Origin of the sequence: Oculatella sp. LEGE 06141, from assembly GCF_015207605.1 — a bacterium.
Lineage (GTDB): Bacteria > Cyanobacteriota > Cyanobacteriia > Elainellales > Elainellaceae > Oculatella.
In genome coordinates, this window is record NZ_JADEWO010000001.1 from 21,621 (window position 1) to 46,572 (window position 24,952).

Annotated in this window: 21 protein-coding genes and 1 other RNA gene; 12 read left to right on the top strand and 10 right to left on the bottom strand. The window is 52.5% G+C overall.

Annotated features, from left to right (window positions below; translation table 11 throughout):
• Window positions 1–625: 625 nt before the first annotated feature.
• Entirely contained in the window at window positions 626–2,824 is a 2,199-nt protein-coding gene (locus IQ268_RS00095) for a S8 family serine peptidase (RefSeq protein WP_193874292.1), read from the bottom strand.
• Window positions 2,825–3,514: 690 nt separating this feature from the next.
• On the opposite strand from IQ268_RS00095, the gene IQ268_RS00100 reads away from it, so the two are divergent.
• The 4 genes from IQ268_RS00100 (at window position 3,515) to IQ268_RS00115 (ending at window position 6,986) form a co-directional block, all read left to right on the top strand.
• Window positions 3,515–5,122: an NAD(P)H-quinone oxidoreductase subunit 4 gene (locus tag IQ268_RS00100; protein WP_305082358.1), complete on the top strand. Its 1,608-nt coding sequence runs from the start codon at window positions 3,515–3,517 to the stop codon at window positions 5,120–5,122.
• A gap of 149 nt (window positions 5,123–5,271) precedes the next feature.
• The gene (locus IQ268_RS00105; RefSeq protein WP_193874294.1) at window positions 5,272–6,075 is read left to right on the top strand and encodes a dienelactone hydrolase family protein; all 804 of its coding nucleotides are present in this window, start codon (window positions 5,272–5,274) and stop codon (window positions 6,073–6,075) included.
• 100 nt (window positions 6,076–6,175) lie between these two features.
• A complete protein-coding gene (locus IQ268_RS00110) occupies window positions 6,176–6,553 on the top strand; it encodes a DUF423 domain-containing protein (protein WP_193874296.1) in 378 nt (125 codons plus the stop codon).
• Between the two features lie 196 nt (window positions 6,554–6,749).
• Complete coding sequence (locus IQ268_RS00115) at window positions 6,750–6,986, top strand: Calvin cycle protein CP12 (RefSeq protein WP_193874298.1); 237 nt, start codon at window positions 6,750–6,752, stop codon at window positions 6,984–6,986.
• Window positions 6,987–7,443: 457 nt separating this feature from the next.
• On the opposite strand, the gene IQ268_RS00120 is transcribed toward IQ268_RS00115, so the two are convergent.
• Window positions 7,444–8,022: a hypothetical protein gene (locus IQ268_RS00120; protein WP_193874300.1), complete on the bottom strand. Its 579-nt coding sequence runs from the start codon at window positions 8,020–8,022 to the stop codon at window positions 7,444–7,446.
• Window positions 8,023–8,332: 310 nt separating this feature from the next.
• Here IQ268_RS00120 and IQ268_RS00125 point away from each other — a divergent pair, with 310 nt between their 5' ends.
• The 3 genes from IQ268_RS00125 to psb32 all read left to right on the top strand — a co-directional run bounded on the left by IQ268_RS00125 (window position 8,333) and on the right by psb32 (window position 11,669).
• Window positions 8,333–9,652 carry an ABC transporter substrate-binding protein gene (locus IQ268_RS00125; RefSeq protein WP_193874302.1) on the top strand — a complete coding sequence of 440 codons (1,320 nt, stop codon included), beginning with the start codon at window positions 8,333–8,335 and terminating at the stop codon, window positions 9,650–9,652.
• Between the two features lie 103 nt (window positions 9,653–9,755).
• A complete protein-coding gene (locus IQ268_RS00130) occupies window positions 9,756–10,832 on the top strand; it encodes a M28 family peptidase (RefSeq protein ID WP_193874304.1) in 1,077 nt (358 codons plus the stop codon).
• A gap of 102 nt (window positions 10,833–10,934) precedes the next feature.
• Window positions 10,935–11,669: a photosystem II repair protein Psb32 gene (psb32, locus tag IQ268_RS00135; RefSeq protein ID WP_193874306.1), complete on the top strand. Its 735-nt coding sequence runs from the start codon at window positions 10,935–10,937 to the stop codon at window positions 11,667–11,669.
• A 300-nt stretch (window positions 11,670–11,969) separates the two neighbouring features.
• Here psb32 and IQ268_RS00140 read toward each other — a convergent pair whose 3' ends face one another.
• The 3 genes from IQ268_RS00140 to IQ268_RS00150 all read right to left on the bottom strand — a co-directional run bounded on the left by IQ268_RS00140 (window position 11,970) and on the right by IQ268_RS00150 (window position 14,444).
• A complete protein-coding gene (locus IQ268_RS00140; protein ID WP_228034958.1) occupies window positions 11,970–12,389 on the bottom strand; it encodes a DUF4346 domain-containing protein in 420 nt (139 codons plus the stop codon).
• 172 nt (window positions 12,390–12,561) lie between these two features.
• Window positions 12,562–13,758, bottom strand: coding sequence for a GNAT family N-acetyltransferase (locus IQ268_RS00145; protein WP_193874308.1), 1,197 nt, complete (start codon window positions 13,756–13,758; stop codon window positions 12,562–12,564).
• A 5-nt stretch (window positions 13,759–13,763) separates the two neighbouring features.
• Complete coding sequence (locus tag IQ268_RS00150; protein WP_193874820.1) at window positions 13,764–14,444, bottom strand: RibD family protein; 681 nt, start codon at window positions 14,442–14,444, stop codon at window positions 13,764–13,766.
• Window positions 14,445–14,662: 218 nt separating this feature from the next.
• Here IQ268_RS00150 and IQ268_RS00155 point away from each other — a divergent pair, with 218 nt between their 5' ends.
• Entirely contained in the window at window positions 14,663–16,723 is a 2,061-nt protein-coding gene (locus IQ268_RS00155; RefSeq protein ID WP_193874310.1) for a sensor histidine kinase, read from the top strand.
• Here IQ268_RS00155 and IQ268_RS00160 read toward each other — a convergent pair.
• From IQ268_RS00160 to IQ268_RS00180, 5 genes are all read right to left on the bottom strand, one after another.
• Window positions 16,720–17,796 (bottom strand): Gfo/Idh/MocA family protein, encoded by a 1,077-nt coding sequence (locus tag IQ268_RS00160; RefSeq protein ID WP_193874312.1) that lies wholly within the window; start codon window positions 17,794–17,796, stop codon window positions 16,720–16,722. The two genes, IQ268_RS00155 and IQ268_RS00160, sit on opposite strands and share 4 nt — an antisense overlap.
• Window positions 17,796–18,545: a ribonuclease III gene (gene rnc / locus IQ268_RS00165; RefSeq protein ID WP_193874314.1), complete on the bottom strand. Its 750-nt coding sequence runs from the start codon at window positions 18,543–18,545 to the stop codon at window positions 17,796–17,798. Before rnc ends, IQ268_RS00160 begins: the two co-directional genes overlap by 1 nt.
• A gap of 131 nt (window positions 18,546–18,676) precedes the next feature.
• Window positions 18,677–19,069: RNase P RNA component class A (gene rnpB, locus IQ268_RS00170), an RNA gene on the bottom strand.
• Between the two features lie 96 nt (window positions 19,070–19,165).
• On the bottom strand, window positions 19,166–19,891 hold the full coding sequence (locus IQ268_RS00175) for a hypothetical protein (RefSeq protein ID WP_193874316.1): 726 nt from the start codon (window positions 19,889–19,891) through the stop codon (window positions 19,166–19,168).
• A 306-nt stretch (window positions 19,892–20,197) separates the two neighbouring features.
• Entirely contained in the window at window positions 20,198–20,404 is a 207-nt protein-coding gene (locus tag IQ268_RS00180) for a hypothetical protein (RefSeq protein WP_193874318.1), read from the bottom strand.
• A 251-nt stretch (window positions 20,405–20,655) separates the two neighbouring features.
• Between IQ268_RS00180 and IQ268_RS00185 the strand changes: the two genes are divergently transcribed.
• The 4 genes from IQ268_RS00185 (at window position 20,656) to IQ268_RS00200 (ending at window position 24,916) form a co-directional block, all read left to right on the top strand.
• Window positions 20,656–21,837: a BMP family ABC transporter substrate-binding protein gene (locus IQ268_RS00185; protein ID WP_193874320.1), complete on the top strand. Its 1,182-nt coding sequence runs from the start codon at window positions 20,656–20,658 to the stop codon at window positions 21,835–21,837.
• Between the two features lie 102 nt (window positions 21,838–21,939).
• On the top strand, window positions 21,940–23,052 hold the full coding sequence (locus tag IQ268_RS00190; RefSeq protein ID WP_193874322.1) for an ABC transporter permease: 1,113 nt from the start codon (window positions 21,940–21,942) through the stop codon (window positions 23,050–23,052).
• A 111-nt stretch (window positions 23,053–23,163) separates the two neighbouring features.
• Window positions 23,164–24,090: an ABC transporter permease gene (locus IQ268_RS00195; protein ID WP_193874324.1), complete on the top strand. Its 927-nt coding sequence runs from the start codon at window positions 23,164–23,166 to the stop codon at window positions 24,088–24,090.
• A gap of 139 nt (window positions 24,091–24,229) precedes the next feature.
• Window positions 24,230–24,916 (top strand): cysteine hydrolase family protein, encoded by a 687-nt coding sequence (locus tag IQ268_RS00200; RefSeq protein WP_193874325.1) that lies wholly within the window; start codon window positions 24,230–24,232, stop codon window positions 24,914–24,916.
• Window positions 24,917–24,952: the final 36 nt, after the last annotated feature.

Sequence of the window (24,952 nt, forward strand, 5' to 3'; positions counted from 1 at the left end):
GCAGTAGTGTTTTTTTTTCAATCTTTAGCCGGATTGTGAATTTGCCTGAATCAGGATGTTAATCAAGCCAAATTTCATGCCTTCATCCATCCAGGTTGAGAACTAACCTCTGATGTGTTCATCAATGCCCATCCATTCAGGTGCAGGAATTGCCTGAAAATCGTCCGATCAACGTTTTGCACCAGTGGGATTCAGGGCAATGCTCTAAAGAGTGGGACGTTTGGCGATCGCGCGCCAGTGGGTTTGGTCGTTGGTGATCAGGGCAACAAAGTCTCACCGAATCTCAAAATTTATGCCTTCGGATAGAAAGGTGAAATTTTGGCGTAGAGGGGCGCGGGCGATCGCTTGAACTGTTAGAGCCATAGTCATAGGATGAACGTAAATCAGGCGTTTTTTAACCAAATAAAATGGATATTTTTAGGTTTTTATACTTAATTTCTGCTCTATTTGTCGGCACATGCCTCTTCTGCTGGCTACTAACAACCCATTGGATTTTTGGGCCAGTGGTAACCACATTCGCGTTTCTAGGCGGCCTGCTAGGGTTGGGGTTAATGGGAGCCATGCTGGTAAGACCGTCTCAAGATGAGTGGTAACAGCAGAATGGGCTAGGACTATAGACGGCAAGCTATGCCACAATTCCGTTTGGGTTGGCCGTCGCCACGATAATATCTTTGACTTGAGCCGGGGTCAGGTCTGGTCTGGCGCTCAGTAGCAGGGCAACCACACCTGCTACATGGGGAGCCGCCATAGACGTGCCGTCGGAAAAGCCATACTGATTTTGGGGCAGGGTGGAACCAACGCTGACGCCCGGAGCAACTACATAATTCAACGGTTTGTAGCCTGCGCGGTTAGAGAAGTCGGCCAATGTGCCATCCGGCGCGATCGCGCCCACCGCAATACCGACGCGATCGGCCAGTCGAGCCGGGTAGGCAGGCGAGCCAGCAGATTCATTTCCCGCAGCCATAACCACCACGCTACCGTTCGCCTCGGCATACTCAATGGCAGCTCTAACATCAGCACTGTATCCACCGCCCAGGCTGAGATTAATCACATCTGCACCATTGTCAACCGCATAACGAATTCCAGATGCGATCGACGCTGCCATACCGCTACCAAACTGATCCAGCACCTTAACAGGCATAATGTTGGCTCCAAAGGCCACACCCGTCACGCCAAACTCATTGGCCGCAGCCGCGATCGAACCCGCAACATGAGTACCGTGGCTATCATCATCGCTGAGGTCAGATGTGGCATCTACAAAGTTCCAGCCGTGGATATCGTCAATAAACCCATTTCCGTCGTCGTCAATGCCATTGCTGGCAACCTCACCGGGGTTTAACCACAGGTTGTGCTTCAAATCAGGATGCTGGACATCCATTCCAGTATCCACCACCGCAACAACGATCCCCTGCCCGGTGTATCCCTGCTGCCACACCTCTGGAGCATTAACAAAATCGACTCCCCACGTTGGGTAGGTTGCATCCGCTACGGCTGCAAACGGATTCGCGGCAATGGCGATTTCAACCGCCGCTGCTGCATCAACGCTGCCGTAACCAAATAACGGGCTGTACTGAGGCAGAAGGGCGATCGGCTCAGAGGCAATAGCCAAGTGATAAGTAGTGTCGTCTGTGTATTGCCCCACATGAATGTAATACCTGCCGGATGGCAGGCCGATATCGATCAATTCGGAGGCGTTGTCGCTAAGCAGCGCCGAGTCCAACACTTCACCCGCTTCGGCTTCAACAATGCCATTGCGGTTAGCATCCTGAATCAACTGCATATCGGCATCGGCAGTTAAGCCATCCAGCCTCAGTTGCAAATGGCTAATGGTGTCGAGTTCAAACTGATAGTAATCGCTCGGGTCAAGCCCACCCACAAAGTCATCAACGCTCGTTATGCCCTGTAGGTTTCCTAAATTGCGAGCCTGTTTCAGGGTGTTTCCGGCATGGTCGTCTGGCAACGGTAGTATAGCCGTCGAGAGGCGCAACTCGTAATGGGTACTACCCTGATCTGCCCCAATTTGTAAGTAATAGGTGCCCGCCGCTAAAGGCTGGCTGAAGGCAATCGGATGAGTGCGATCGCCCGCCCCCCGGTAAAGACGTTCGTCTTCACCAATGCGTCCATTCCCATCCACATCTTGAGATAGCTCCACCGCAATGTCCGTAGTCAGCGGATCGATCGACACCTTCAACTCACTAGAGCCAACTATCTCAAAGCGGTAGTAGTCACTTCTATCGGTATCGCCCACAAACTCAGTCAGGTGTTTGTCTACATCCAGACGCCCCAGATCGGCAGCTACCGTCAGGTCATTCCCTGCAACATCAGCCGTTGCAGTTAGCGTGTACTCTGCTGGAGCACCGCCCGCATGTTTGACCTGAATGGCATAGGTTCCTGCGGGTAAACAGGAACGAACAATTGTTTCGGGGTGCGTCCTGGCCTTAGAAGAATGGGCAATGGGAGCCGTTGAGCCATCGCTGTTTTCGCGGTACAGCTTCAAGTTAGCAACATTACTCAAACCGTCCAGCAATACACTCAACCCCGCAGATTGGGTTAGCTCAAATAGGTAGTAATCGCTGGGGTTCTCGGCGCTAACGGCATCAGACAGCACTCGTCTGCCGTTGAGACTGCCCCAATCTTGCACAGAGTCTGAGGCGTTGCGCGTTGCGATCGCACTGGCTCGTCGCCCACTTCGCCCACTTTGCCCACTTTGCCCTAAGTCATCTGCTTGCCCCTGCCTCAGTATGGGCAACAGGCAACACCTATCAGCCGGGGAGGAGGTTCCCCTGCCTACCAATCGCAGTGGCAACCGAGCTTGATTCCACATTGCCCAATCCCAAGTGCGCTCAATAATCAGCCCTGTTACACAACCCCAGAATTTGCGGTTGGTTCAAAGCTAGAAGACCGTGCATGTCGTGACGATCACCCTCACACTACAACCAAAGCCCAAACACCAGAGAAGGTATGTAAGGGTTTCGTTACAAATGGAGCGATACAGCAAAAACCACTCAACCAGACAGACGCAGCGGGCGATCGTTCCTATATGCCGATAATTGAGCCATTTTTGCCCCTAAACAACGAAAACATCCGGTTTAGCCAAGATGTTTATCTATACCTATCGCCGAAATAATGCCAAAAACCAATCGGCTTTACTTCACATGCCGAAACACTTCTTAAAAGATTTGGTCTAAATTAGGGGACGAAGTTTATTTAACTTAATAAACTGGGGTATTCTTAAGTAGGTAATTATTCTCACTGTGCATCTGCCACAGCTTCGATTTTGTTAACGATCGCCTGGTCTGTCAAGAAACGGTATTGGAGAGCAACGCAAGGGTATAGCCTCTTGGCCGCAGGATTGGGTTCAGCCATCATTCACGTTGTCTGTTCCTCCCTCCGCAAGTACCCTGGCACTGGCCGAACCAGGTGCGCTTCTTTTCAGACTGGGTGCAGGTTGCTCTCAACACCGCTAACGCGACCTGAAAACCATTCCTTCTTAGTGACGTTTGGGTAGGCACTCATGATGAGTACTCAATTTCCTTGGCTAACCGTTCTATTTCTGTTTCCGCTTCTGGCCGTGCTTCCAATCCCCTTCCTGCCCGATAAGGAAGGAAAAACCGTCCGCTCCTATGCCCTCGGTGCTGGATTGCTTGAATTTGCACTCATCATCTACGCCTTCTGGAAAGATTACGACTTACAAAGCTCTGGATTTCAGCTCGTTGAAAGCTACGCCTGGGTTCCCCAAATTGGGTTGAACTGGTCGCTGGCTGTCGATGGCCTGTCAATGCCGCTAGTGCTGTTGACGGGGCTAATTACCACTCTGGCAATTTTGGCATCCTGGAAAATTAGCCACAAGCCGCGTTTGTTCTATGCCCTGATGCTGGTGATGTACAGCGCTCAGATTGGGGTGTTTGTGGCTCAAGATATTTTAATGTTCTTCTTTATGTGGGAACTGGAACTCGTTCCGGTTTACCTGTTAATTGCAACCTGGGGCGGCGATCGCCGACTCTATGCTGCTACTAAGTTCATCTTATATACCGCTGTTGGCTCAGTCTTTATTCTGATTGCTGGCCTAGCAATGGCCTTCTACGGCGATACGTTGACGCTGAATTTACACGAGCTGGGTCTGAAAGACTACTCTCTCGGCTTTGAAGTGTTGATGTATGCGGCATTTCTGGTTGCTTTTGGGGTCAAACTGCCTATCTTCCCGCTACACACCTGGCTACCCGATGCCCACAGCGAAGCCCCTGCACCTGTATCGATGATCCTGGCAGGCGTAATGCTTAAGATGGCAGGGTATGCGCTAATTCGCTTCAACATTGAGCTTCTACCCAACGCGCATCTTTACTTTGCCCCGGTTCTAGCCATTTTGGGTGTTGTCAATATTATTTATGCCTCGTTAACAGCCTTTGCCCAAACGAACTTAAAGCGGCGGTTGGCTTATTCGTCGATCGCCCACATGGGGTTTGTCTTGATTGGGATTGCCTCCTTCACCGAGTTAGGGGTTGGCGGTGCGGTGCTGCAAATGGTGTCTCACGGTTTAATTGCCGCAACACTCTTCTTTTTAACGGGCGTTGCTTACGAACGAACCCATACTCTGGCAATGGATCGCATGGGCGGCATGGCCAAGCAGATGCCGACCGTTTTTGCACTGTTCACAGCGGGTTCACTCGCGTCGCTGGCGCTTCCCGGCATGAGCGGATTTGTGGGTGAGCTGACCATCTTCTTGGGCATCACCACCAGCGATGCCTACTCCACATCATTTAAGGCCGTTGTTGTGCTGCTCGCAGCGGTGGGTGTCATTTTGTCGCCCATTTACCTGCTCTCGATGCTGCGACAGGTGTTCTATGGTGAAGAGAATGTGGAACTGAAGTTCTCGCTGAGCGATGCCAAGCCACGCGAAGCGTTCATTGCGCTTTGTCTACTGGTTCCCATTATCGGCATTGGTATCTATCCCAAGCTGGTGACGCAAACCTATGACGTGAAAACCACTCAAGTAGCAGCGCAAGCACGGACGGCCTTGCCTCTAATCGCTGAGCGTCCCATCCACTTCACCCAACCTCACTTCGTTGCCCCATCGGTAATTGGTGCCGAGGCCAAGGAGTTAGTGAGTAGCGTTCTAGATTAAAGCGGTAGGTTTGCCTACCCGCTGAGAGCATCCAGGGCAACCGCTAACGGTTGCCCTTTTTGATGGGGGCAGGGTTAACGAATGGCGATCGCTCATGTATCAAACATGGCACTATAGAAGCTAAAGTTTTGTTACAGCTCTGAATCAGCATGAAATTTTCTAGCTTGCTTTTACTCGCGCCCTTAGCGTCCCTGCTGTGGTCAAGCAACGCCCTGGCTGCAATTCGTACGGAAGTCGTTGAGTATCGGGATGGTGATGTCGTTTTAGAAGGCTATTTAGCCTATGACGATGCCATTGAAGGTGAACGACCGGGTGTAATGGTGGTTCACGAATGGATGGGTCTGGATGACTATGCCAAGCAACGAACGGAGCAGCTTGCAGAACTGGGATATGTTGCGTTTGCAGCGGATATCTATGGTCAGGGCATTCGTCCTAGCAACAGGGAAGAAGCGGCAGCTCAGGCAGGGATGTATCGCGCCGATCGGCAACTGCTGCGCGATCGCGCTACGGCTGGTTTGCAAGTGCTGCAAAGCCATGCGCTTTCCGACGACAACCAGATTGCTGCGATCGGCTACTGTTTTGGCGGCGGTACCGTTCTGGAGTTAGCCCGCAGCGGAGCAGATATTGCTGGTGTCGTCAGCTTCCACGGCAACCTTGACACACCCGATCCAGGCGATGCTCAAAACATCCTCGGCCAGGTTCTGGTTCTGCATGGAGCGGTTGATCCACTCGTCCCAGCGGAGCAGGTCAGTGCCTTTCAAGCCGAGATGACTCAAGCCGAAGTCGATTGGCAACTGGTGTCCTATGGTGGTGCCGTTCATGGCTTTACGAACCCCGGCGCAGGCAATGATCCAACCAGCGGCGTGGCTTACCATCCAGATGCAGACCGCCGCTCATGGGAAGATATGAAGCAGTTTTTTGCTGAAATCTTTGCAGAATCAGGAGCAGAATAAAGACTAGAGGCTGAGATGTCAGAGAGGCGGTGCCAATGGCTCTGCCTCCACGGCTCATTGTCCAACCAGACCGCTCACCGTTGTGATAGGAGAACCGTTAATGACTCGAATCTTCATGGCGATCGCTGCAATTTTGGGCGGGTTAGCCGTTGCCGGGGGCGCGTTTGGCGCTCATGCCTTGCGGGACAAACTGGATGGGCGATCGCTTGAAATCTTTGAGACGGGCATTCGCTACCAGATGTATCACGCGCTAGCGCTGTTGGTAGTGGCGGTGCTGCTGAGTCGGGCAGAGATGAGTCAGGCATTGCTGACCATAACCGGGTATGCCTTTGTGGTCGGTGTTGCTATCTTTTCGGGCAGTTTGTATGCGCTCAGTTTGTCCCAAATTAAGTGGCTGGGTGCAATCACACCATTGGGAGGGGTGGCTTTTATCGTTGGCTGGATTTGTTTGGCGATCGCCGCTTTGGCCTACAAGTAACAATCTCCCTTCCACCCCTGGCTTCTGCCTCAATAACATGCCTCAATAACACGCCGTCTTTGGTTGGGGCGACGCATCGTTACGGTTCCCCCCACTGTCGTTTTGCGGTGCTGTCGCTAGGCTAGAAAGGTGAGCTATCAAGCGTAATGCTTGAAGCAATGATTCGTTTCGCTCAGCACGGAATGCTGAATGGATTATGCCTAAGACCCTGGACACAGCCAAAACTATTGAGCAAGCCATCCACGAAGCCGTTACTTATGCTCGTGAAGCCTGTGACTTGCAAGGCAGCACCTCTAGTGACTGTGCTGTAGCCTGGGATATTGTTGAAGAACTACAAGCGGAGCGATCTCATCAAAAGAGCAAAAAGACATCGCTGGAACACTATTGTGATGAGAACCCCGATGCCAGCGAATGCCGCATTTATGATGTCTAATCTGGCTACATAACGATTGAACTGAAGGCCATTTCTCTCAGATTGGTGCCCCAATTCAGTCGTGAGTTTCAAGGGAATCAATGAACTGCCGGTTGTCGTATGCAGCGCATTGGTTCCCTTTTTACTGAATCAATTAAAAAAGCCGTTCTGAAGGGAACGGCTGCAACAAGAGGAGTATAAGGAAAAGCAATTCCTCTGGAACCGTATCACGTCAGCGATCGCCCTTAACATCCCCTACAGGGGTATGAAATGTGCCCTGGCGACAACCCCAATGGAACGAGATGTGCCATCGTTTGTTGGGTGTAAGGGATCGTTCTTTAAGAGAAGACGGTCTTTACAGCCATTTTCGCTTGCATTCACCACACCCCAAATCCTACACACCACACCCATCCTGGTGAGACTGTGGCTGACTCGATTGAGAACTGCTGTAAGAGAAGACGTGGCGATGCCTATATCCTCACTGGCTCAGCGATCGTTGGGCTTGCGCTGTCTGAAGGGGTTCCTCCTTCGCCATTGAAGCAGCCATAAACAAAATATTTTGCCGTTCAGCCGCCAAAAAGCTGACGGTGTAAACCGTATCGTCTTGCTGCCACATCACTGATGAAAAGTCGGAAGGTGGCGTTTGGCTCGTTCCCTCCAGCAAAAAGCCCTGCACCCCCGGAGTCAGGGTAATTGGAGTAGCCATCAACTGATGTCGGGATAACTCTCGCTGCGCGTTCACCGAACCCGCATTCTCTGCTGTAAAACTGCCGACCAGGCAGGGAAATGGGCCGCTAGCGCAAGTAAATAAACTCACCGTCATCCGTGGCGGAGAAGAGGTTGGCAATACTCTGATTAGTAGCTCGTTCGGGTTCAACGAACCTGGCCCGCCTAACAACACGGTTGCAGGTAGCCGCATCACTGTGTTGGGTGGTGTCGTTTGCCGAATGCGATCGAGGTGAGGTAAAAACACATCAGCGGGCATCGCCACACCCGCCCCTGCATTTCCCAGCACCGCCAATCCCGTTAGCACCATCAATCCATAGCGATTTATCATTAGCCCTGCTCCTTTCAAAACGTGGATTTTATTCGCCGCCGCTAGCACGGGATAATGGCATCAGCACCATCCGTATGCCGCTGGCAGCTAACTAGAGTGCCATCAACAGAACGACTTACAGCCATTTTCATTTGCATTCACCACACACTAAACACTACACCCCACACCCATCCTGGCGAGACTGTGGCTGACTCAATTGAGAACTGCTGTAAAACGATGCAAGTGTACCCTTCGGCGCGATGAATGCTCTATTTTGTTTAGGCTTCTATACGTATCGATTGTCTAGTTCTTTCAGGTTGAGCGTCGTGACATGGCAAACATTGTTCGATTAAGCCGGATTAGCAAACGCCTTGAACTCCATTGGCGCAACCTGGCGATCGCCCCCCTTATCCTCTGCCTCATCGGGCTGTTAGGCTGTCAGCCTACTCCGTCCAGCAACGCGGGCGCTATTCATTTAACGCTATGGCATGGCATTAACCCACCCCCTAACCGCGATGTATTTCAGGAGTTGGTGGATCGCTTCAATCAGTCGCATCCCACCATTCAGGTGGAATCGCTCTATGTAGGACAGGGCGACCAGCAAATGCCCAAAATTTTGGCGGCAGTGGTGGGCAATGCGCCGCCCAACATGCTGTGGTTTGCTCCCATGATTACCGGGCAATTGGTAGAACTAGAAGCCATCCGCCCTATAGACGATTGGTTCGACGCTTCCCCCGCCAAAGAGCAGCTTGATCCGGCTCTGATCAGCTCAATGGAATTGGAAGGCCATCTCTGGTCGATTCCCTTCAGCACCAACAACGTTGGCATTTTTTACCGTCCCAGCCTATTTGAGGCCGCTGGTATTACAGAGCCGCCACAGACCTGGGAAGACCTGCGTCAAGTGGCTCACACCTTAACTCGTTCGGTCAACGGCAGCCAGCAGCATGGCATCCTCTTGCCCCTTGGCAAAGGCGAATGGACGGTCTTTACCTGGTTGCCATTCATGTGGAGTGGTGGGGGTGACCTGGCGGTAGATTCAGTAGACCAGGTAAATCTGGTGAATGAGGGCGCGATCGCAGCACTGCAACTGTGGCAAGACCTGCTTAACGATGGCTCGGCGATGTTGTCGCCGCCCGAACGCGGGTATGAAATTGATGACTTTTTAACGGGTCGCGTGGCGATGCAACTCACCGGGCCGTGGACGCTTGGGCAACTGCAAGCCACCGGGGTCGATTACGATGTAATGCCCATTCCAGTGGGCAGTGAACCAGCTACCAGTATTGGTGGTGAAAACCTATTTATCTTTAATGCCACACCCGAAGCAGAACGCGCCGCATTTACTTTTGCCGAATACGTGATGAGCGAAGCCTTTCAGACTCAATGGGCGTTGGGCACGGGCTACCTGCCGGTTAATGTACGATCGCGCCAAAGTGTAGCCTATAAAGATTTTGTCGCTCAAGAACCCACCTTAAACACCTTCATTGAGCAGGCCAAATATGGGCACTCGCGCCCCATCGTGCCGGGGTATAGCCGTATTTCTGAAAACCTGGGGCGGGCGATCGAAGCGACCCTATTAGGCAGCAACCCCACAGAGGCATTACAGGCGGCACAACAGCGCCTAAACCTGGTCTTCGGCTCCGACCCTGCCTAGCAAGGCATCTGAGCCATACCGTCTAGGCTCATCCAACAGCAGACAAGCTGAAACAGAACTTTCTACAATGGGTGGAATGTTGTCTCACGGTGATGGATAGCAAATGGCGCGAATCAAAAAGCGATGGATTGGGCTAGTTCTACTCTTTATTACAACCGTAGGGATGCTCATCGGCTGGAATTGGCAAGTCATCCAGCGGCAGCCCCGTGCCGTTGAAACTAGCTTTCGAGAACGGCTTGCCCCCAATCCACCATCCAAAGCGCCTGTCCCAGTCGTCGCTCCAACGATCGACGCGCAACGGGTAATGGCAGACCTGGAAGCCCTATCGTTTCGCCGCTATGCAGACGACGAGCGCCTCCGTGCCCGTCAATACATTGCAGACGCTTTACAGCAAGCCGGATGGGTGCCGCAAGAACAGGGGTACGACACCGGAGTAAACGTATATGCCGAACGTCCCGGCACCGATCCAGAGGCGGGCACCATTTTGCTAGCCGCGCACTACGATACCGTGGAGCGATCGCCCGGTTTAGACGACAACGCCAGCGGCATTGCCGCCATTTTGGAAACCGCCCGGCTGCTGGGTACTGTTTCAACACCGCGCACCCTGCAAGTTGCATTTTTTGATGAGGAAGAACTGGGGCTATTGGGCAGTCTGGCATTTGCTAACGGCAAAGCCGATCGCGACGTGTTGAAGGGGGCGATCGTTCTGGATATGGTGGGCTATGCCTGCCACACAGACGGATGCCAGAGCTATCCATCCGTTTTACCCGTTACACCAACAACCACGCGCGGAGACTTTTTGGCGGTGCTGGGCGATCGGGGTCATTTACCGTTGCTCAACAGCTTTCCAGAATCGCGCACTTCAGACCTGCCATCTGTGTTAACCATGCCCATTCCGTTACTGGGGCCTCTAACACCCGACTTGATGCGAAGCGACCACGCCCCTTTCTGGCAAAAAGGAATTGGTGCTGTCCTGGTGACAGACACAGCCAATTTCCGCAACCCCAACTATCACCGAGAAACTGACTTGCTAGAGTCGATCGATCAACCTTTCTTTATAGGGGCAACCCAAATCATTGTGAATGCGACGGCTACGCTGCTCAGCACGCCTGAGAGTCTGGCAACTGCCGCATCCCACCCGGCTCCAACGGCAGATTCACCAGCCTTAACGCCGCTGTAGCCAAGGGCACTGCGATCGCCTCTTTAGCATGATGGACTTGCTTAATCTGTCGTCTATTTGGAAAGATATTTCTTATAGCGACAATTATTTGGATTACATAAAATGATACGAACGTTTAACCCAATCCAACGTTGGGCAAAGTCTCTTCATCGGCTGGTCTTCCTTGCCATTGGGCTGGTTGTGATGGCACAGGTATGGGGTGTCAACACCAGTCCGGCGATCGCCACTGGTATTTACGATATGCCTTCGTTAACCGTTGGCACACCAACCTGGGTGGTTGACGATGCCGACATCCTGAGCCGTTTAACCGAAAGCAAAATTAGTGGCGAATTAGAGAAACTGGCACAAGACACAGGTAATGAAGTAAGATTCATCACCATTCACCGATTTGACTATGGAGAAACAGCCGATGGCTTTGCTGAAAAGCTGTTCCAGAAGTGGTTTCCCACTCCAGAGGCTCAAGCCAACCAGACCCTCTTATTGCTAGATAACGTCACCAACAACTCGGCCATTTATACGGGTGATGGCACAAGGGCACTGCTCACCGACGATATTGCTACTAGCGTGGCGCAGGAAACGCTCCTGGAACCGCTGCGAAATGGCAACAAGTACAATCAAGCGTTTATGGATGCGAGCGATCGCCTGGTCGCCGTGCTGTCTGGCAACCCCGATCCGGGGCCTCCAGTGATCGAGAAGGTGGTTCAAACCGAAGGCACATTTACCCCGGCTGAAGAAACGGACGATCAAAATGCCACCGTTGTGGTTGTCGTCTTGCTCCTGTTAGCCACGGTGATTCCGATGGCAACCTATTACCTGTATCAATCGTTTAGCGGTTGAACGTCAGCCTGGTTACGCTGCGAGACGTTGCTGATTTAACTCATCTTAAACAAGTACAGATCATCGCGGATGGCCTGTACCGCTTTAGCTCTCGGCAAGATTACTGCGTCACTGGCTGCATCAACTCGGTAGAACCAGTTTTACGGTGGGGAATCCAAAATTCGGCGTTGCTGAATCGCAATATGCCCTTCTCCAATTCCCGGAAACGTCCGAACCAAAGTCCCCAAAATCAGGGAATCGTTGAGCGATCAGAGCCATGACCGCTCAACGATTCGTACATCCCTTCAGCAATGCCCAACCTTAATCCTGGATATAGTCCTGGCCGTTGATTAGCGCCATCTCAGCCCGGACAAACTCCCGGCCTAGATAAGCAGCGTGGTCAAGATAACCAATTGGGCACGGTTTGGTTTCTTCAAAAATTTTGATGCACAGATCCTTTGCCGTTTTGCCACAAAAGGTTGCAGTTGGCGTGCGTTCAACCTTGCCTTTAGTTGGCAACGGCTTGCCTGTCTCTGGATCACAGGCTAAACCTTTGTCATTAATTACGTTGCTGTAGTGCTTGGCGCAAATTAATCCAGCGGTGCGATCGAGATAAACAATGAAGTAGCCTGCCGGATCGAGTTCAATGTAGCGTTTAGACAGCTTACTATCAAATGCTGTTAAGGCTTCAGCCATTGGAGTGGCAATGGGTTGAGGAGTTGGATTCACAGTTTGATTCATGGTCGGTTAGGGCGTGTTGAGCGCAGCACTTCGGATTGCCCAAACACGGGATACACATTTGAATTCAAATCTAGTGTAGGCTGCTACCAACCAAATCGGCTGATAGCCGCTCCCCTCAGTCCGCAGAATTCTACCCCATACCCGGCAAGCTATAGCCGCAACAACAGGCTATTTAGCCCTCCTCCACAGGATTTGACGTTTGTTTAAGCGGTAGATCTTGATTGATAGCATCCATTTCTTGCTGTTCCATTCGATTCACTTCATCAATATAAGAATGGAAGATTTTAGCCAGGCGGCTATCGTAAAAACGGTGTAAAGAATGGTTGGGGGTTGCCGGAAAGCCTCGCCGCTTTTTGTGACGACCGCCCGCTCCAGGGTCAAAGGTTTTGATGTTGTTGGCGATCGCCCACTCAATTGGTGTGTAGTAGCAGGCATCAAAGTGCAGCTTGTCAAACTCCTGCAAACAGCCCCAGTAGCGTCCATACAAACGATCGCCTTTGGTTAAGCAAAACGACATCCCCATCGGCTGCTGGGCGTTTTGTTCGTCAAAGGCTGCAAAAAATACGACCCGATGCCGATAGTGGGGATATAACTGCTCGAAAAATCGGCGGGTAAGATATTTACTGCCCCACCAGCCAAACTTGTCGCAGGTATCGGCATAGAACGTATACATTTGTGAAAACATGGCCTTGGGAATAGCTTCACCCGTAAAGACTTGTAACGAAAGACCCGCCGCAGACACCGCTTTACGTTCGCGCTTGATGTTGCGCCGCTGGTTGGCATTAAACGCTGCCAGATAGTCATCAAAGGTCTGATATCCCTGGTTTTGCCAAATGTAACTGTGATGCAGCCAGCGATCGAAACCATGCCGTGTCATCACGGCTTGCCAGTCTGGATCGGCGTAGAGAAAATTGCAGCCCGAGATGCGGTTTTGCAGACAGAAATGGTCGATCGCCCCCACCATGATTTCGGTCAGTTCGTCTTCATCTTCCCCAGGCGCAATTAAAAAACGATACCCCTCCGCCGGGGTAAAGGGCGACATGCCGAGAAGCTTTGGGTAATATTGAATCCCCAGACGCTGCGCCAGATCGGCCCACTGGTGATCAAAGACAAATTCGCCATAGCTGTGACCCTTAACGTATAAAGGAGCTGCTGCAACCAGGGAGCGATCGCGCCACACGGTCAGGTGGTTGGGCAACCATCCCGCCTTCGCCGTAGCGCTGCCAGAGGTTTCCATTACATGCAGCCACTCCCATTCCAGGAAAGGCATCGCCAGCGGCATTGCCAGCGCATCCCACTCCAGTTGGGGAATTTCGGCAATGCGGTTGATCCAGGCAACAGAGTATCGGGGCTTGAGTTGTTCCACCATGCTTATTAGGGTAATTCAATCCGTTTGTCGTTGCAGGCGGTTGATGGTTGCAGGCGATAGTGAAGAAACACCTCATCCTCCTGTACCCACGCTTCTAGCAGTTTCAAACGGGGCGCTAGATTGGGCAAGAAGCCCGTTCCATCAACCGGTGTGGGGGCATGGCTACCGCCCAAAAGTAACGGGCACACCGTTAGCCACAGTTCGTCGATTAGATCCAGGCCGAGCAACGTTGCCACCAGCGTTCCACCACCACACACCACGACCGTCTTCAGGTTCATCGCCCGCAGTTGCTGAAATGCGCTTTTCCAGTCGATCGTATCGTCTGGATCGGTAGCCTCCAGTACGCGATCGAATCCAGTGTGTCCCTGCCAACGGTCTGCTCCTGCCGCTGTCGTGATCAACCATCGGGGAATCGGTTGACGAAAAAACGGATAACCTGTGTTAAATTGCGCCAAGCGAGAACAGACAATTTGAACCGGCTGTGAAGGTTTTCCCTGTTGCGCCCGCTGTTGCAGTAAAGTTGGATGAGAAACCCGCAGCGTGGTGCCGTAAGCACGTAATGTTCCGGCTCCAAATAGTGCTGCATCTGCCAAAGCGATTTGACGCTCAAGATGGGCTTTGTCATGCGCCGAGCCAAACCGGGCAGGCGATCGCTGCTCGTCTGCGATTTTGCCATCGACACTCATGGCTAGCACTACCGTTGTATAGGGGCGAGAGAAACGATTAAAATTATCCACTCGTTTCAATTTTGTCAAGGGACTTTCTACTAGATTCTTTCTTTATGTGCATAAAGAGTGCTTGAAGAATTCCGCCTTCTGACCCTAATGCCCAAGTCATTTCGTCCGATTGGATATTAATCTTTAAGAGCAGGCTTCGCACCTCGAGTTAGATATCATTTACGGCTATGCCAGGTCAATCCTCTTTTCGCCGCATTTTGCTAACGCGAATTCTGATCCTCAGCATTCCAATTTTGCTGCTGGGAGTAGCGGTCACCTTTCGTAAGGCTCGTACCAGTTTGCTCTACACAGCACGGCAAAATTTAGAAGAAAGTGCGGTTCGCAAGGCCAATACAATTCAGTCATCGATTAACGCGCTACGGGCTAGTCTGACGATTGCCAGTCAAGCCTCTACGCTGCAATCGGGGTCGCCAGAAGCTGCTCAGGTCTTTTTGCGGCAACTTGCCGCTGATCTACCCGTGAACCAAGGCGCTTTGGGCGATCGCAGCAATGGGTCACAAATTGACTGCGTCCAGTTGATTGCGCCTCAAACCGAGCAACCCGTGGCTAGCACCTGCGGCAATCAGGCGATCGATTTAGACATCCCGGCTCGTTGGGAACAACCCTCGGCGGCAACCGATGCGAATCGGCTCCAAATGCACGTGCTGACGGTTCGCCCTGGCGAACAGGCCACCCCATCGAACGCGACCCAGCCCCGCAGCCAGCTCAACATCACCCTGGCGGCTCCGGTGTATGATGCCTCTGGTCAATTGCGTTACATTCTGGCAGCCGATGCGACGATGCGGCAGTGGGAGCGGGCAGAAGCGCGATCGCTGTTAGGATTTACCGCCATCATCGACCAAAACGGCACGTTCCTGGCTCATCCCTTCTCCAACCAGGTAGGGCGCAGTATCGATATCGCTGGAGACAAAGAGCGCTTTCAAGATATTCTCGACAACGCTTTGCGTGGCAACCCAGATGTGCGCCACCTGTTTAACTTCAGCGGCGACAAAACAGAGTGGCTGGCAGGATTCAGCCCGGTTGATATCCCCATCACCGATACAGACAACCAAACCTGGGTGGTGCTAGCCGTTACCCCTCTCGACAACGCCCTGCAAGGGCTAAAAGAAATTACGCAGATCTTGTTCATCCTCACGACGGGGTTACTTGCCGCCCATCTACTTGCCATGCTGTACATGGCGCGAGATTTGGCGCTTCCCATCGAACAACTGGGGAAATACGCTCGCCGCATCCACAAACGCGATCCATTAGAACAGGCTCCCAAAAACTTCAGGATTCGAGAAATCAACCAGCTTTCTGAAGTGCTAGACAACATGGTGAGGCGGTTGGAAGAACGGGCTAAAGAGCTGGAAACCGCATGGCAAGAGGCCGAAGCCGCCAACAAACTTAAGAGCGAGATCCTAGCCAACACGTCTCACGAACTCAGAACGCCGCTAAACGCGATCATTGGTTGCATTCGCCTGGTTAAAGATGACTGCTGCGATAACCGTGAAGAAGAACTGGAATTTTTGGAACAGGCCAATCGAGCGGCGGTTCACCTGCTGAAAATCATTAACGATCTGCTTGATATTCGTCGAATTGAGGAAGAAGGGCTGGCGCTTGCCGTAGAACAGGTTGATTTACGGCAAATCCTCCAGGAAGTGATTGAAATTCAGTCCGTACACATCCAACAAAAGGGCTTAACCTTAACCGCCCCCAACCTGTCAGAGCCAATTATGATTAAAGCCGACCCAGCTCGGCTCAAGCAGGTGTTGCTCAACGTGGTTTACAACGCAACGAAGTTTACCGATCGCGGCGGCATTACCATCAGTACCGGGTTAGAGCCTGTTTTAGACAGCCATGCAGAACCGAGCCAAACCAGTCATGATGCCAATACGCCAATACTTGCTAAATCTCGGGTAGTCATCACCGTTCAAGACACCGGCATTGGCATCGATCCAGCACAACAGCACAAGCTGTTCCGTCCGTTTGTCATGGTGGACGGTACCACAACCCGCAAGTTTGAAGGTACAGGGCTAGGGCTAGCCATTTCTCGCAACCTGGTGGAATTGATGGGTGGCAGCATTGGGCTATACAGCGATGGCCTGGAGAAAGGCACAACGGTAGAAATTAAGCTGCCAGTGGCCTCTGTAGCCGAAGATGCGATCGAATCACCGAAGCCAAATGGTGCGGTGGCTGAAGTCGCCATAACCCAGTCCACGGCTGAACGTTCTGCGATCGGCACCTAGTCTTTAGCGCCAATGGGGTCTGTCAGCGTTACGGCTTGCCCATCGTGGTGGAGCGATCGCGTCAGCCCATTCAAAATTTGCACCAGTTGGGCACCCACCCATCCAGACGAAATCGTGGAAGCGTTGTTACGCTGCACACACTCCAGAAAATGAGAGCAAACCTGCTGCAATGGTTCAGTGGTATCCAGTTCTAATACCTGGGATGATGAGTTAGCCGGAAGGAACTGCCCATTACTCCACGCCATTGTGCCCCGTTGCAGCGTCAGGGGTGCAGCCGCCAATTCGTCAAATGTCAGCGTTCCCGAGCCTCCCGTCAGGCAGAGACGACGCTGTTTGTCTGGATTCAGCCAACAGAGATGGATCATCGCTTGAACGCCGCTGGCATAGACCAGCTTGACCCATACCAGATCGGCCAACCCCCTGGGAAAGTGCCACCCCTGACTCGCCTCAGGCTGGAGCCAGACGGTTCCCTGAGCCTGCACTTGCAGCGGACGTTCACCCAGCCAGTGGTTAAAAATGGCGATGTCGTGAATTGCCAGGTCCCACAGGGCATCCACATCTTGCCGCACCGGGCCGAGATGGGTACGCGCCGCATAGCCATACCGAATAGCGCCCAACGCCCCTTGCTGCACCGCGACCCTGCCCCGTTGCACCGCAGGATGAAACAGATAGGTGTGATCCACCACCAACTGGCAATGCTGCTGTTCTGCTAAACGGCACAAGCGCAGCGATTCGGCCAACTCCAGCGTCAGCGGTTTTTCGACCAGAACGTGGTACCCCCGTTGCAGTGCCGCTTCTGTGAGTGAATAGTGGGTTGTGGCAGGAGTAGCGATCGCCACCGCCTCCAGACCAGGGCAGTCGAGCGCCGTTTGCCAATCGGTCAACAGGGCAGTTTGCTGATCCAGGCCAAACTGACGTGCCAGGGCATAGAGGCGATCGCGATGCGGATCAACGATAGCCACCACCTGAGCCTGGGGATGCTTCAGGAAATTTCGTACCAGATGAGTCCCCCAGCGCCCAGCGCCAAACACAGCAATCCGGGTGGTTTTATCCTGACGTTCGCTTCCGTACACTACCGACCGTCCCTATTTCCCAATGTCTCGCCCACCGCTTCAGTTTGCTGCAATAGCAACAGCGCCACCTGAGCTGCCGCCTGTTCAGCCGCTTTCTTAGATTGCCCCTTACCTTCTCCCCACGATCGCCCCTGAAACCATACTTCTGCCAAAAAGCGTTCGGCATCACCATGAAGTTGCCCAATTTCGGTCACTCGATATTCAGGCAGCATCTGGTATCGAGCTTGCGTCCACGATTGCAGCGCTCCTTTGTAGTTTTGCAGCGTCGGATCGCTACGGATAATGTCCGTTAGCCGTTGCAGGTGAGAATCGAGCCAGGGGTGGACGAGCCGTAAATCGTGGGTGCTGAGGTAAAGCGCCGCTAAAACAGCCTCAAACGCAGCAGCCAGACGGGTTTCTCGCCCCACCCTGTCGCTAAAAGCACTGTTCGACATTAATAAATACCGATCGAGTCCGTAGGAGTTGGCAATTTCAGCCAGGGTGCGATCGCTCACTAGGGCACCTCGTACTGCAGACAGTTCCCCCTCCGATGCCGTTGGATAGGTTTGAAACAAAAATTCTGCGGCAGCCAGCCGAATCACCGCATCACCCACAAACTCTAAACGTTCATAGTTGGCTTCCACCGAAGCGGTGGGATGCGTTAGCGCTAAATCTAACAGCCTCCACTGAATTGGAGCGTTCTCAGGCAGGCCAAGTTTCAACGAAAATTGACGAAGCTGGGAATGACGACGAGAATCCGAAACAGACATTAACCTTCAAGAATAAAAATTAGCAGATACAGCAAACAATAGAAAACCAGGGCAGGCAGAACCAGCGACAAAGACAGTAAAACGCCAAAACCTGGCCGTAGCGAAATTGGCAGGTTTGGTGGAGTTAGAAAGGGAGGAGTCGGACATAAGCCGGGTTCTGTTCTCCTATTGCAGGAGGGCAGTTATCTATCTGGGACGCTTGTTACCAAACGCCTCAAGCGGACTCGTAAAGGAAATATCCCTTACCGGAACAGGTAAAAGACCAACCTTAGCTCCTTCTGCCTTGCTCCCAACCGGGGTTTACCGAGCCAGCGCCTCTCAACGCTGCTGGTGCGCTCTTACCGCACCCTTGCACCCTTACCTGTATGCCAGACGTAACGGAGCACGCCTCAACACCATCGGCGGTATGTTTCTGTGGCACTATCCTCACGGTCACCCGCACTGGGCGTTACCCAGCAAGTTTGGTCTTTCGGGAGCCCGGACTTTCCTCAGACTGAACGTCTGCAACCGCCTGCGCCTACTCTTCCCTTATGTCTAGTCTAGTTTAGCGGCCTACTCACAACGCACGTTGATCACAAGAATTGCCAGTATTTCTTTTAGCCTTGGCGAATGCTGTTCACCTATTTCTTGGGGTTAAACGGCAGATGATCACTCCACGGCAGTTTTTTGATGGAAAAGTAGCAGGTGACAAATTCCAGATGCTCGGTAATATCTTCTCCCTTCCAGTCAAAAAACCGCAACGCCAGCCGCAACGAAAATTGCAGCGGCTTCTTCCCGTCCATAAACCTGGCAACGGTGTTCTTCAACTTTTGCGACGCTTTTTTAGACTCAGCATCTTTTTGCAGTTTTTCAATATCAACAATTGGAGCCGTTTCTTCTAAGGTTCCATCTTCTTTTTGCTTCAACAGATCTTCTGCGGTAATGGTTTCACGCAGCGAGCCACCCGGAGCCACAATGCTAAAAATTTGGCGTTGAGACAAGTCAACTTGGCGATTGGAGGGCAGCCGGATCACGCGACGCGACTGGTTCGCATAATCTGTTAATGTGCTTTGATCCCAGTCGATGCGGATAGAAATGTTTTTAGATTTATTGTCAAGGGTAAGAGCCAGGGTCTTAGGCTGCTCTGAAAATTGGTATCGATCGTTAAATTTGAACTTAATATCGACCACATCACTGAGGTTAGTGTCCTTCAACGGGATATCGGCCAGCGCCCGATCGAGAGTTGCCTTATCAAAGCTAATGGTGGTCTGCTCGGCTAAGGATTCAATCGAGTTGTACAACACCCATGTGATGCAAACCCCATACACCGCAAATATAATCAGGTCAATATTTTGATTTTGATCCATACATCACATCGAGAAGGAAATACGCAGCACGATGCGTTGATGATTTAGGTCGTTCCCTGAAAGCAGCTATTTAGTCAACGCCAACAGGCTTCAATTGGTATCTACACGCTGAGGCTTTCTAAATCCAGACTTCCCAAAATGCAACCCCGTTGCTAAACCAACGCGAGAGTCTGTCGTCCGCTCCTGAGCAAAGGCCAAACTACCAGCAGTAGACCGAACAAGATTGACCGCCAAACACCCTGACCTCGCTTTAGGTAGACAGATGGGTTCCATTGGTGTTGCTACCGTTGGCCTGGCGATTTCCCCTCATTTCCTCTCTCTTACCGCCGAGAGCCGAACCGGATGGTTTTGCCGCAAGTCAAACATTTGCAGATCTGACAGATGCAAACCCTGAGCGATCGCTTCAATACCTCTAAGACGGCGGTTCTTCCCGATTTCTTCCCACTTTTTTCCCCGATTCTTCACACCAGTGATGTAACCTAGCCGCCATAAGCGCTTCAGTGAAGCAAGCATCTGGCAACAGTTAAGCAAGTTAAGCAACGAGTCATGCAGGAATTACAGCATGAGGCCACTGAACTATAGAGAGGGGCAGGGAGTCGATCGCTTTCCAACGCAAACTCAGCATTGAATAGCGAGACGAATATACCCGGTCTATGGGGGCGATCGCGCCTCCCAAAAGTAAGACTTAGGCAACAACGTCTAAGAATCCGCAGCGTAATTCCTGGCAGTCTAGTTTGGTCATCCTGTTCTGAGGGAGCACAAAAGTGAGCAATCAACGGTTCTTAGGCTTGTCTCGGCGTCAGGTTATTCGCGGCCTTCTCGCCACTACCGCATTCGGAGTAACCGCCAAGCTGGGTACAGGGTGCAGTCGATCGGCATCAGAGGGTGCCAGCGGCGCTGATGGCAGCGACTCTATTACTCTGGGATTCATTTATGTCGGTCCCAAAGATGATTATGGATATAACCAGGCTCATGCAGAAGGGGCAGCAGGCATTGCCGCCAAATACAACTGGTTAACCATCGTTGAAGAAGCGAACGTTCCAGAAACAACCTCCGTGGAAGAGTCAATGCGAAGCATGATTGACCTAGATGGAGCAGTAGCTGTCTTTCCCACTTCATTCGGCTATTTCGATCCGCACATCCTGAAACTGGCAGAAGAATACCCAGAGGTGCAGTTTTTCCATTGCGGTGGCCTGTATCAGGATGGCGTTCATCCTAAAAACGTCGGCAGTTATTACGGTTACATCGACGAAGCACAATATGTTTCGGGCATCGTTGCTGCCATGACCTCCAAAACCGGCAAGCTTGGTTTTATTGCCGCTAAACCCATTCCCCAGGTGTTACGCAACATCAACAGCTTTACACTGGGTGCCCGCAGCGTCAAACCAGAAACCACCACACAGGTAATCTTCACTGGTAACTGGGCAGAACCCGTCAAAGAAGCTGAAGCGGCAAACAGCATGGCAGATCAAGGCATTGACGTTTTGACCTGTCATGTAGATAGCCCCAAAGTCGTCATGGAAACGGCAGAGAGGCGCGGTATTTTTTCGACTGGTTATCATGCCAATCAGGCTGAACTGGCGGCTAAAGGCTATCTCACCGGAGCAGAGTGGGATTGGACCACGGTTTATTCCAAATACGCCGAAGATATTCGGGCTGGAAAAACGCTGACCGATGGCAGCATTCCCCATGTGGTGCGAGGCGGCATCAAGGAAGGCTTCTGCAAACTGTCAGATTATGGGCCAGCGGTCAGCGCCGAGGCCAAGCAAGCGGCTGATGCGGCCTTGGCTCAGTTTCAAGACGGTAGCCTGGTGATCTACAAAGGCGAAGTCAAAGACAACACGGGCAAGGTTGTGGTTACCTCAGCCGAAGAGTTAAAGCAGCAAGATCCAAAGCTGGAGCAGATGAATTATCTCGTAGAGGGCGTAATTGGTAGCGTTAGCTAACCCTCAAAAGCCTCAAGCAGCAAAGACTTCACGGTTTGAGCTTCATTGAGGGGGTCAGGTTTTCCCCTCCCGTTTCATGCTGATTTTCTATTATTTTCACCTATGGTCACTCACGTTTGGCGCAGAAAGCTTGAATCTGCTTGTTTGCCGATCGCTGCTGTATTAGCGTCGCTGGTGCTATTTGGCATCTTTTGTGCAGTCGTGGGAGCGAATCCGTTTGAGGTGTATGGCTCCATCTGGAAAGCGGCATTTGGTCGCTGGACGAGTTTCCAAAACACGCTCATTCGCGCGGCTCCTTTAATGCTAAGTGCCCTGTGTACTGCATTACCAGCCCGATTGGGACTAGTAATTATCGGTAATGAAGGGGCATTGGTTGTGGGCGGGATTGGTGCTGTAGCGCTCGGCCTTGGCATTTCTACCGCCCCGCCTCTGGTGGTACAAATTGGCATGGCGATCGCCGCTATGGTTGCTGGCGGCCTGTGGATCGGCGCGGTGGGCGCGTTGCGTCACTATCGAGCCGTTAATGAAACGATTAGCAGTTTGTTGCTGAACTATATTGCGATCGCCCTGCTAAACCACCTGGTGGGCGGCCCCATGCGCGACCCCAGTTCACTCAACAAACCCGCAACGTACCCGATCGCCGCCGTCAACATGCTGCAAAGCATTCCCGGCACTCGCGTTCATTGGGGGTTGGTCTACGGCTTGGTCGCGTGCGTTATCGCCTATTTCTTGATTCAGCGCACCACGTTTGGCTTTGCGGCTCGCACCGCCGGGGGCAACATTCGCGCCGCGCGAATTGCAGGGCTTCCCGTTGGCAAACTCACTGTTGCTATCTGCTTTTTAGCAGGCTCCTGCGCGGGACTGGCTGGCATGGTCGAGGTGGCAGCCGTTCACGGCACAGCCAACGAATCGCTCAACGCAGGATATGGATACGGCGGTATTCTGGTGGCCTTTATTGCTCGCCATAATCCCCTGGCCGCTGCTCTGGTATCTGTCCTGGTGGGCGGTATTTTGGCAAGCGGTGGCATCTTACAGCGGACGCACGGTTTACCCGACGCAACAGTACTGGTTTTTCAAGGATTAGTGTTCCTGGTGGTGCTGTATAGCGAATCGCTGTATGGCAAGCTTCCCTTCTTTAGGGAGAAGCCAGCAGCCATGGTTGCCCCCCCGGCACCGCCCCCCAGCCCAGGGCAAGAACCTGTCGTGGTCAGTTAATCACATAATCACAGGCATGATGACCGCATGGGGATTGAGTGATGCAAGCAGATGCAACAAACTGAGTTCTCGTCCTCAGATCTCAAACCTTTAACGTTGGAGGATTAGGTTGTGGCAGCAGAAGCATTAGGTTGGTGGGGAGTTCCCTTGGCGATCGCCGCAGGCACCATGCGCGGTGGCACGCCCTTCCTGTTTGTCAGTTTGGGAGAATGCCTCACCGAAAAGAGCGGCAAAATTAACCTGGGGCTGGAAGGAACGCTATTGATGGGAGCCATGAGCGCCTACGCGATTTCCTATTTAACCGGATCGCCCTGGTTAGGGGTGCTGGTGGCTGGCATTGCCGGAGTGTTTTTGGGGCTAATTCACGGGTGGTTGTCTCAGCAACCGAGGGTCAACGATGTGGCGGTTGGCATTGCCATGATTGTCTTTGGTAGCGGGCTGGCTTTCTTCCTGGGCAAGCCATTCATTCAGCCCTCGGCTCCCCAGTTAGCCACTATTAATTTAGCAGCGGCGGGTGCCCCTCCGGCACTGCAATCTGCCTTACAAATTAGCCCTCTGTTTTTGTTGGGTGTGGCGATCGCCCCGTTCCTGCATTGGTTCTTCAAATCAACCCGCTGGGGTTTGTTTATTCGCGCCGTGGGTGACAGCCCCGATGCCGCAAGGGCGATGGGTTTATCAATTTTCAATGTCCGTATGCTCAGCGTTGTCGCTGGCAGTTTCTTAGCCGGAATTGGCGGCGCATCTCTGTCGCTTTACTACCCCGGCGTGTGGACAGAACGAATCTCTAGCGGTCAGGGGCTGATGGCAGTAGCCCTGGTGATCTTTGCCCGCTGGAACCCGATCCAGTGCCTCTGGGCATCCCTGCTATTTGGGGGCGCTCAAGCGCTTGGCCCTGCGTTGCAGTCGGTCGGGATTGAACAAGGCTATTACCTTTTTAACGCCGCTCCTTACATTTTGACGTTGATCATCATGATCATCACCTGTTCGCCCAAGCGAACGTTAACTGGAGTTCCTGGCGCACTAGGAACGGATAACTAAAGGATTTAAGGATGGGACGAAGGATAAGCGTCTCCGCCTCATCGTTTCGCCCCTTTTCTTACCGATTCTGACTGAGAAAGGTCTGTACTTCTCCCAATGAACATCATTTCGTTTCTCCCACGTCCCCGGAGACTACCGCATGGGAATTTTTGTTGAAGCGGAACCCTATCCCTATCCTTACAACGGCGATCTTCGTCCTGATAACACGGTCTTGCTGATCATTGATATGCAGATCGATTTCTGCGGCAAGGGTGGTTATGTAGATCAGATGGGCTATGACCTCGCGCTCACTCGCGCCCCGATCGCCCCCCTAAAAACCCTGCTAGCGGCTATGCGGGAACGACGATTCCACATTATGCACACCCGCGAGGGACACCGTCCCGACCTAGCCGACTTGCCAGACAACAAGCGGTGGCGATCGCGCCAAATTGGTGCCGGAATTGGCGATCCTGGCCCTTGCGGCAAAATTTTAGTGCGGGGCGAACCGGGATGGGACATCATTCCAGAGTTAGCACCGCTGCCGGGCGAACCCGTGATCGATAAACCGGGGAAAGGGTCTTTCTACGCCACCGATTTGGATTTGTTGCTCAAGCGGCAGGGCATCCAAAACATTCTCCTGGCCGGCATTACCACCGATGTCTGCGTTCACACCACCATGCGAGATGCCAACGATCGCGGCTACGAATGCCTTCTTCTCTCAGACTGCACCGGAGCCACCGACTACAGCAATCACTTAGCTGCCCTTAGCATGGTCAAAATGCAGGGCGGCGTGTTTGGAGCCGTTGCCGATTCCATTGCTGTCCTCAATGCAATCCAGCCGTTGTAACCGTACCGTTACGGATTGAATCGTGCGGTTATCTCC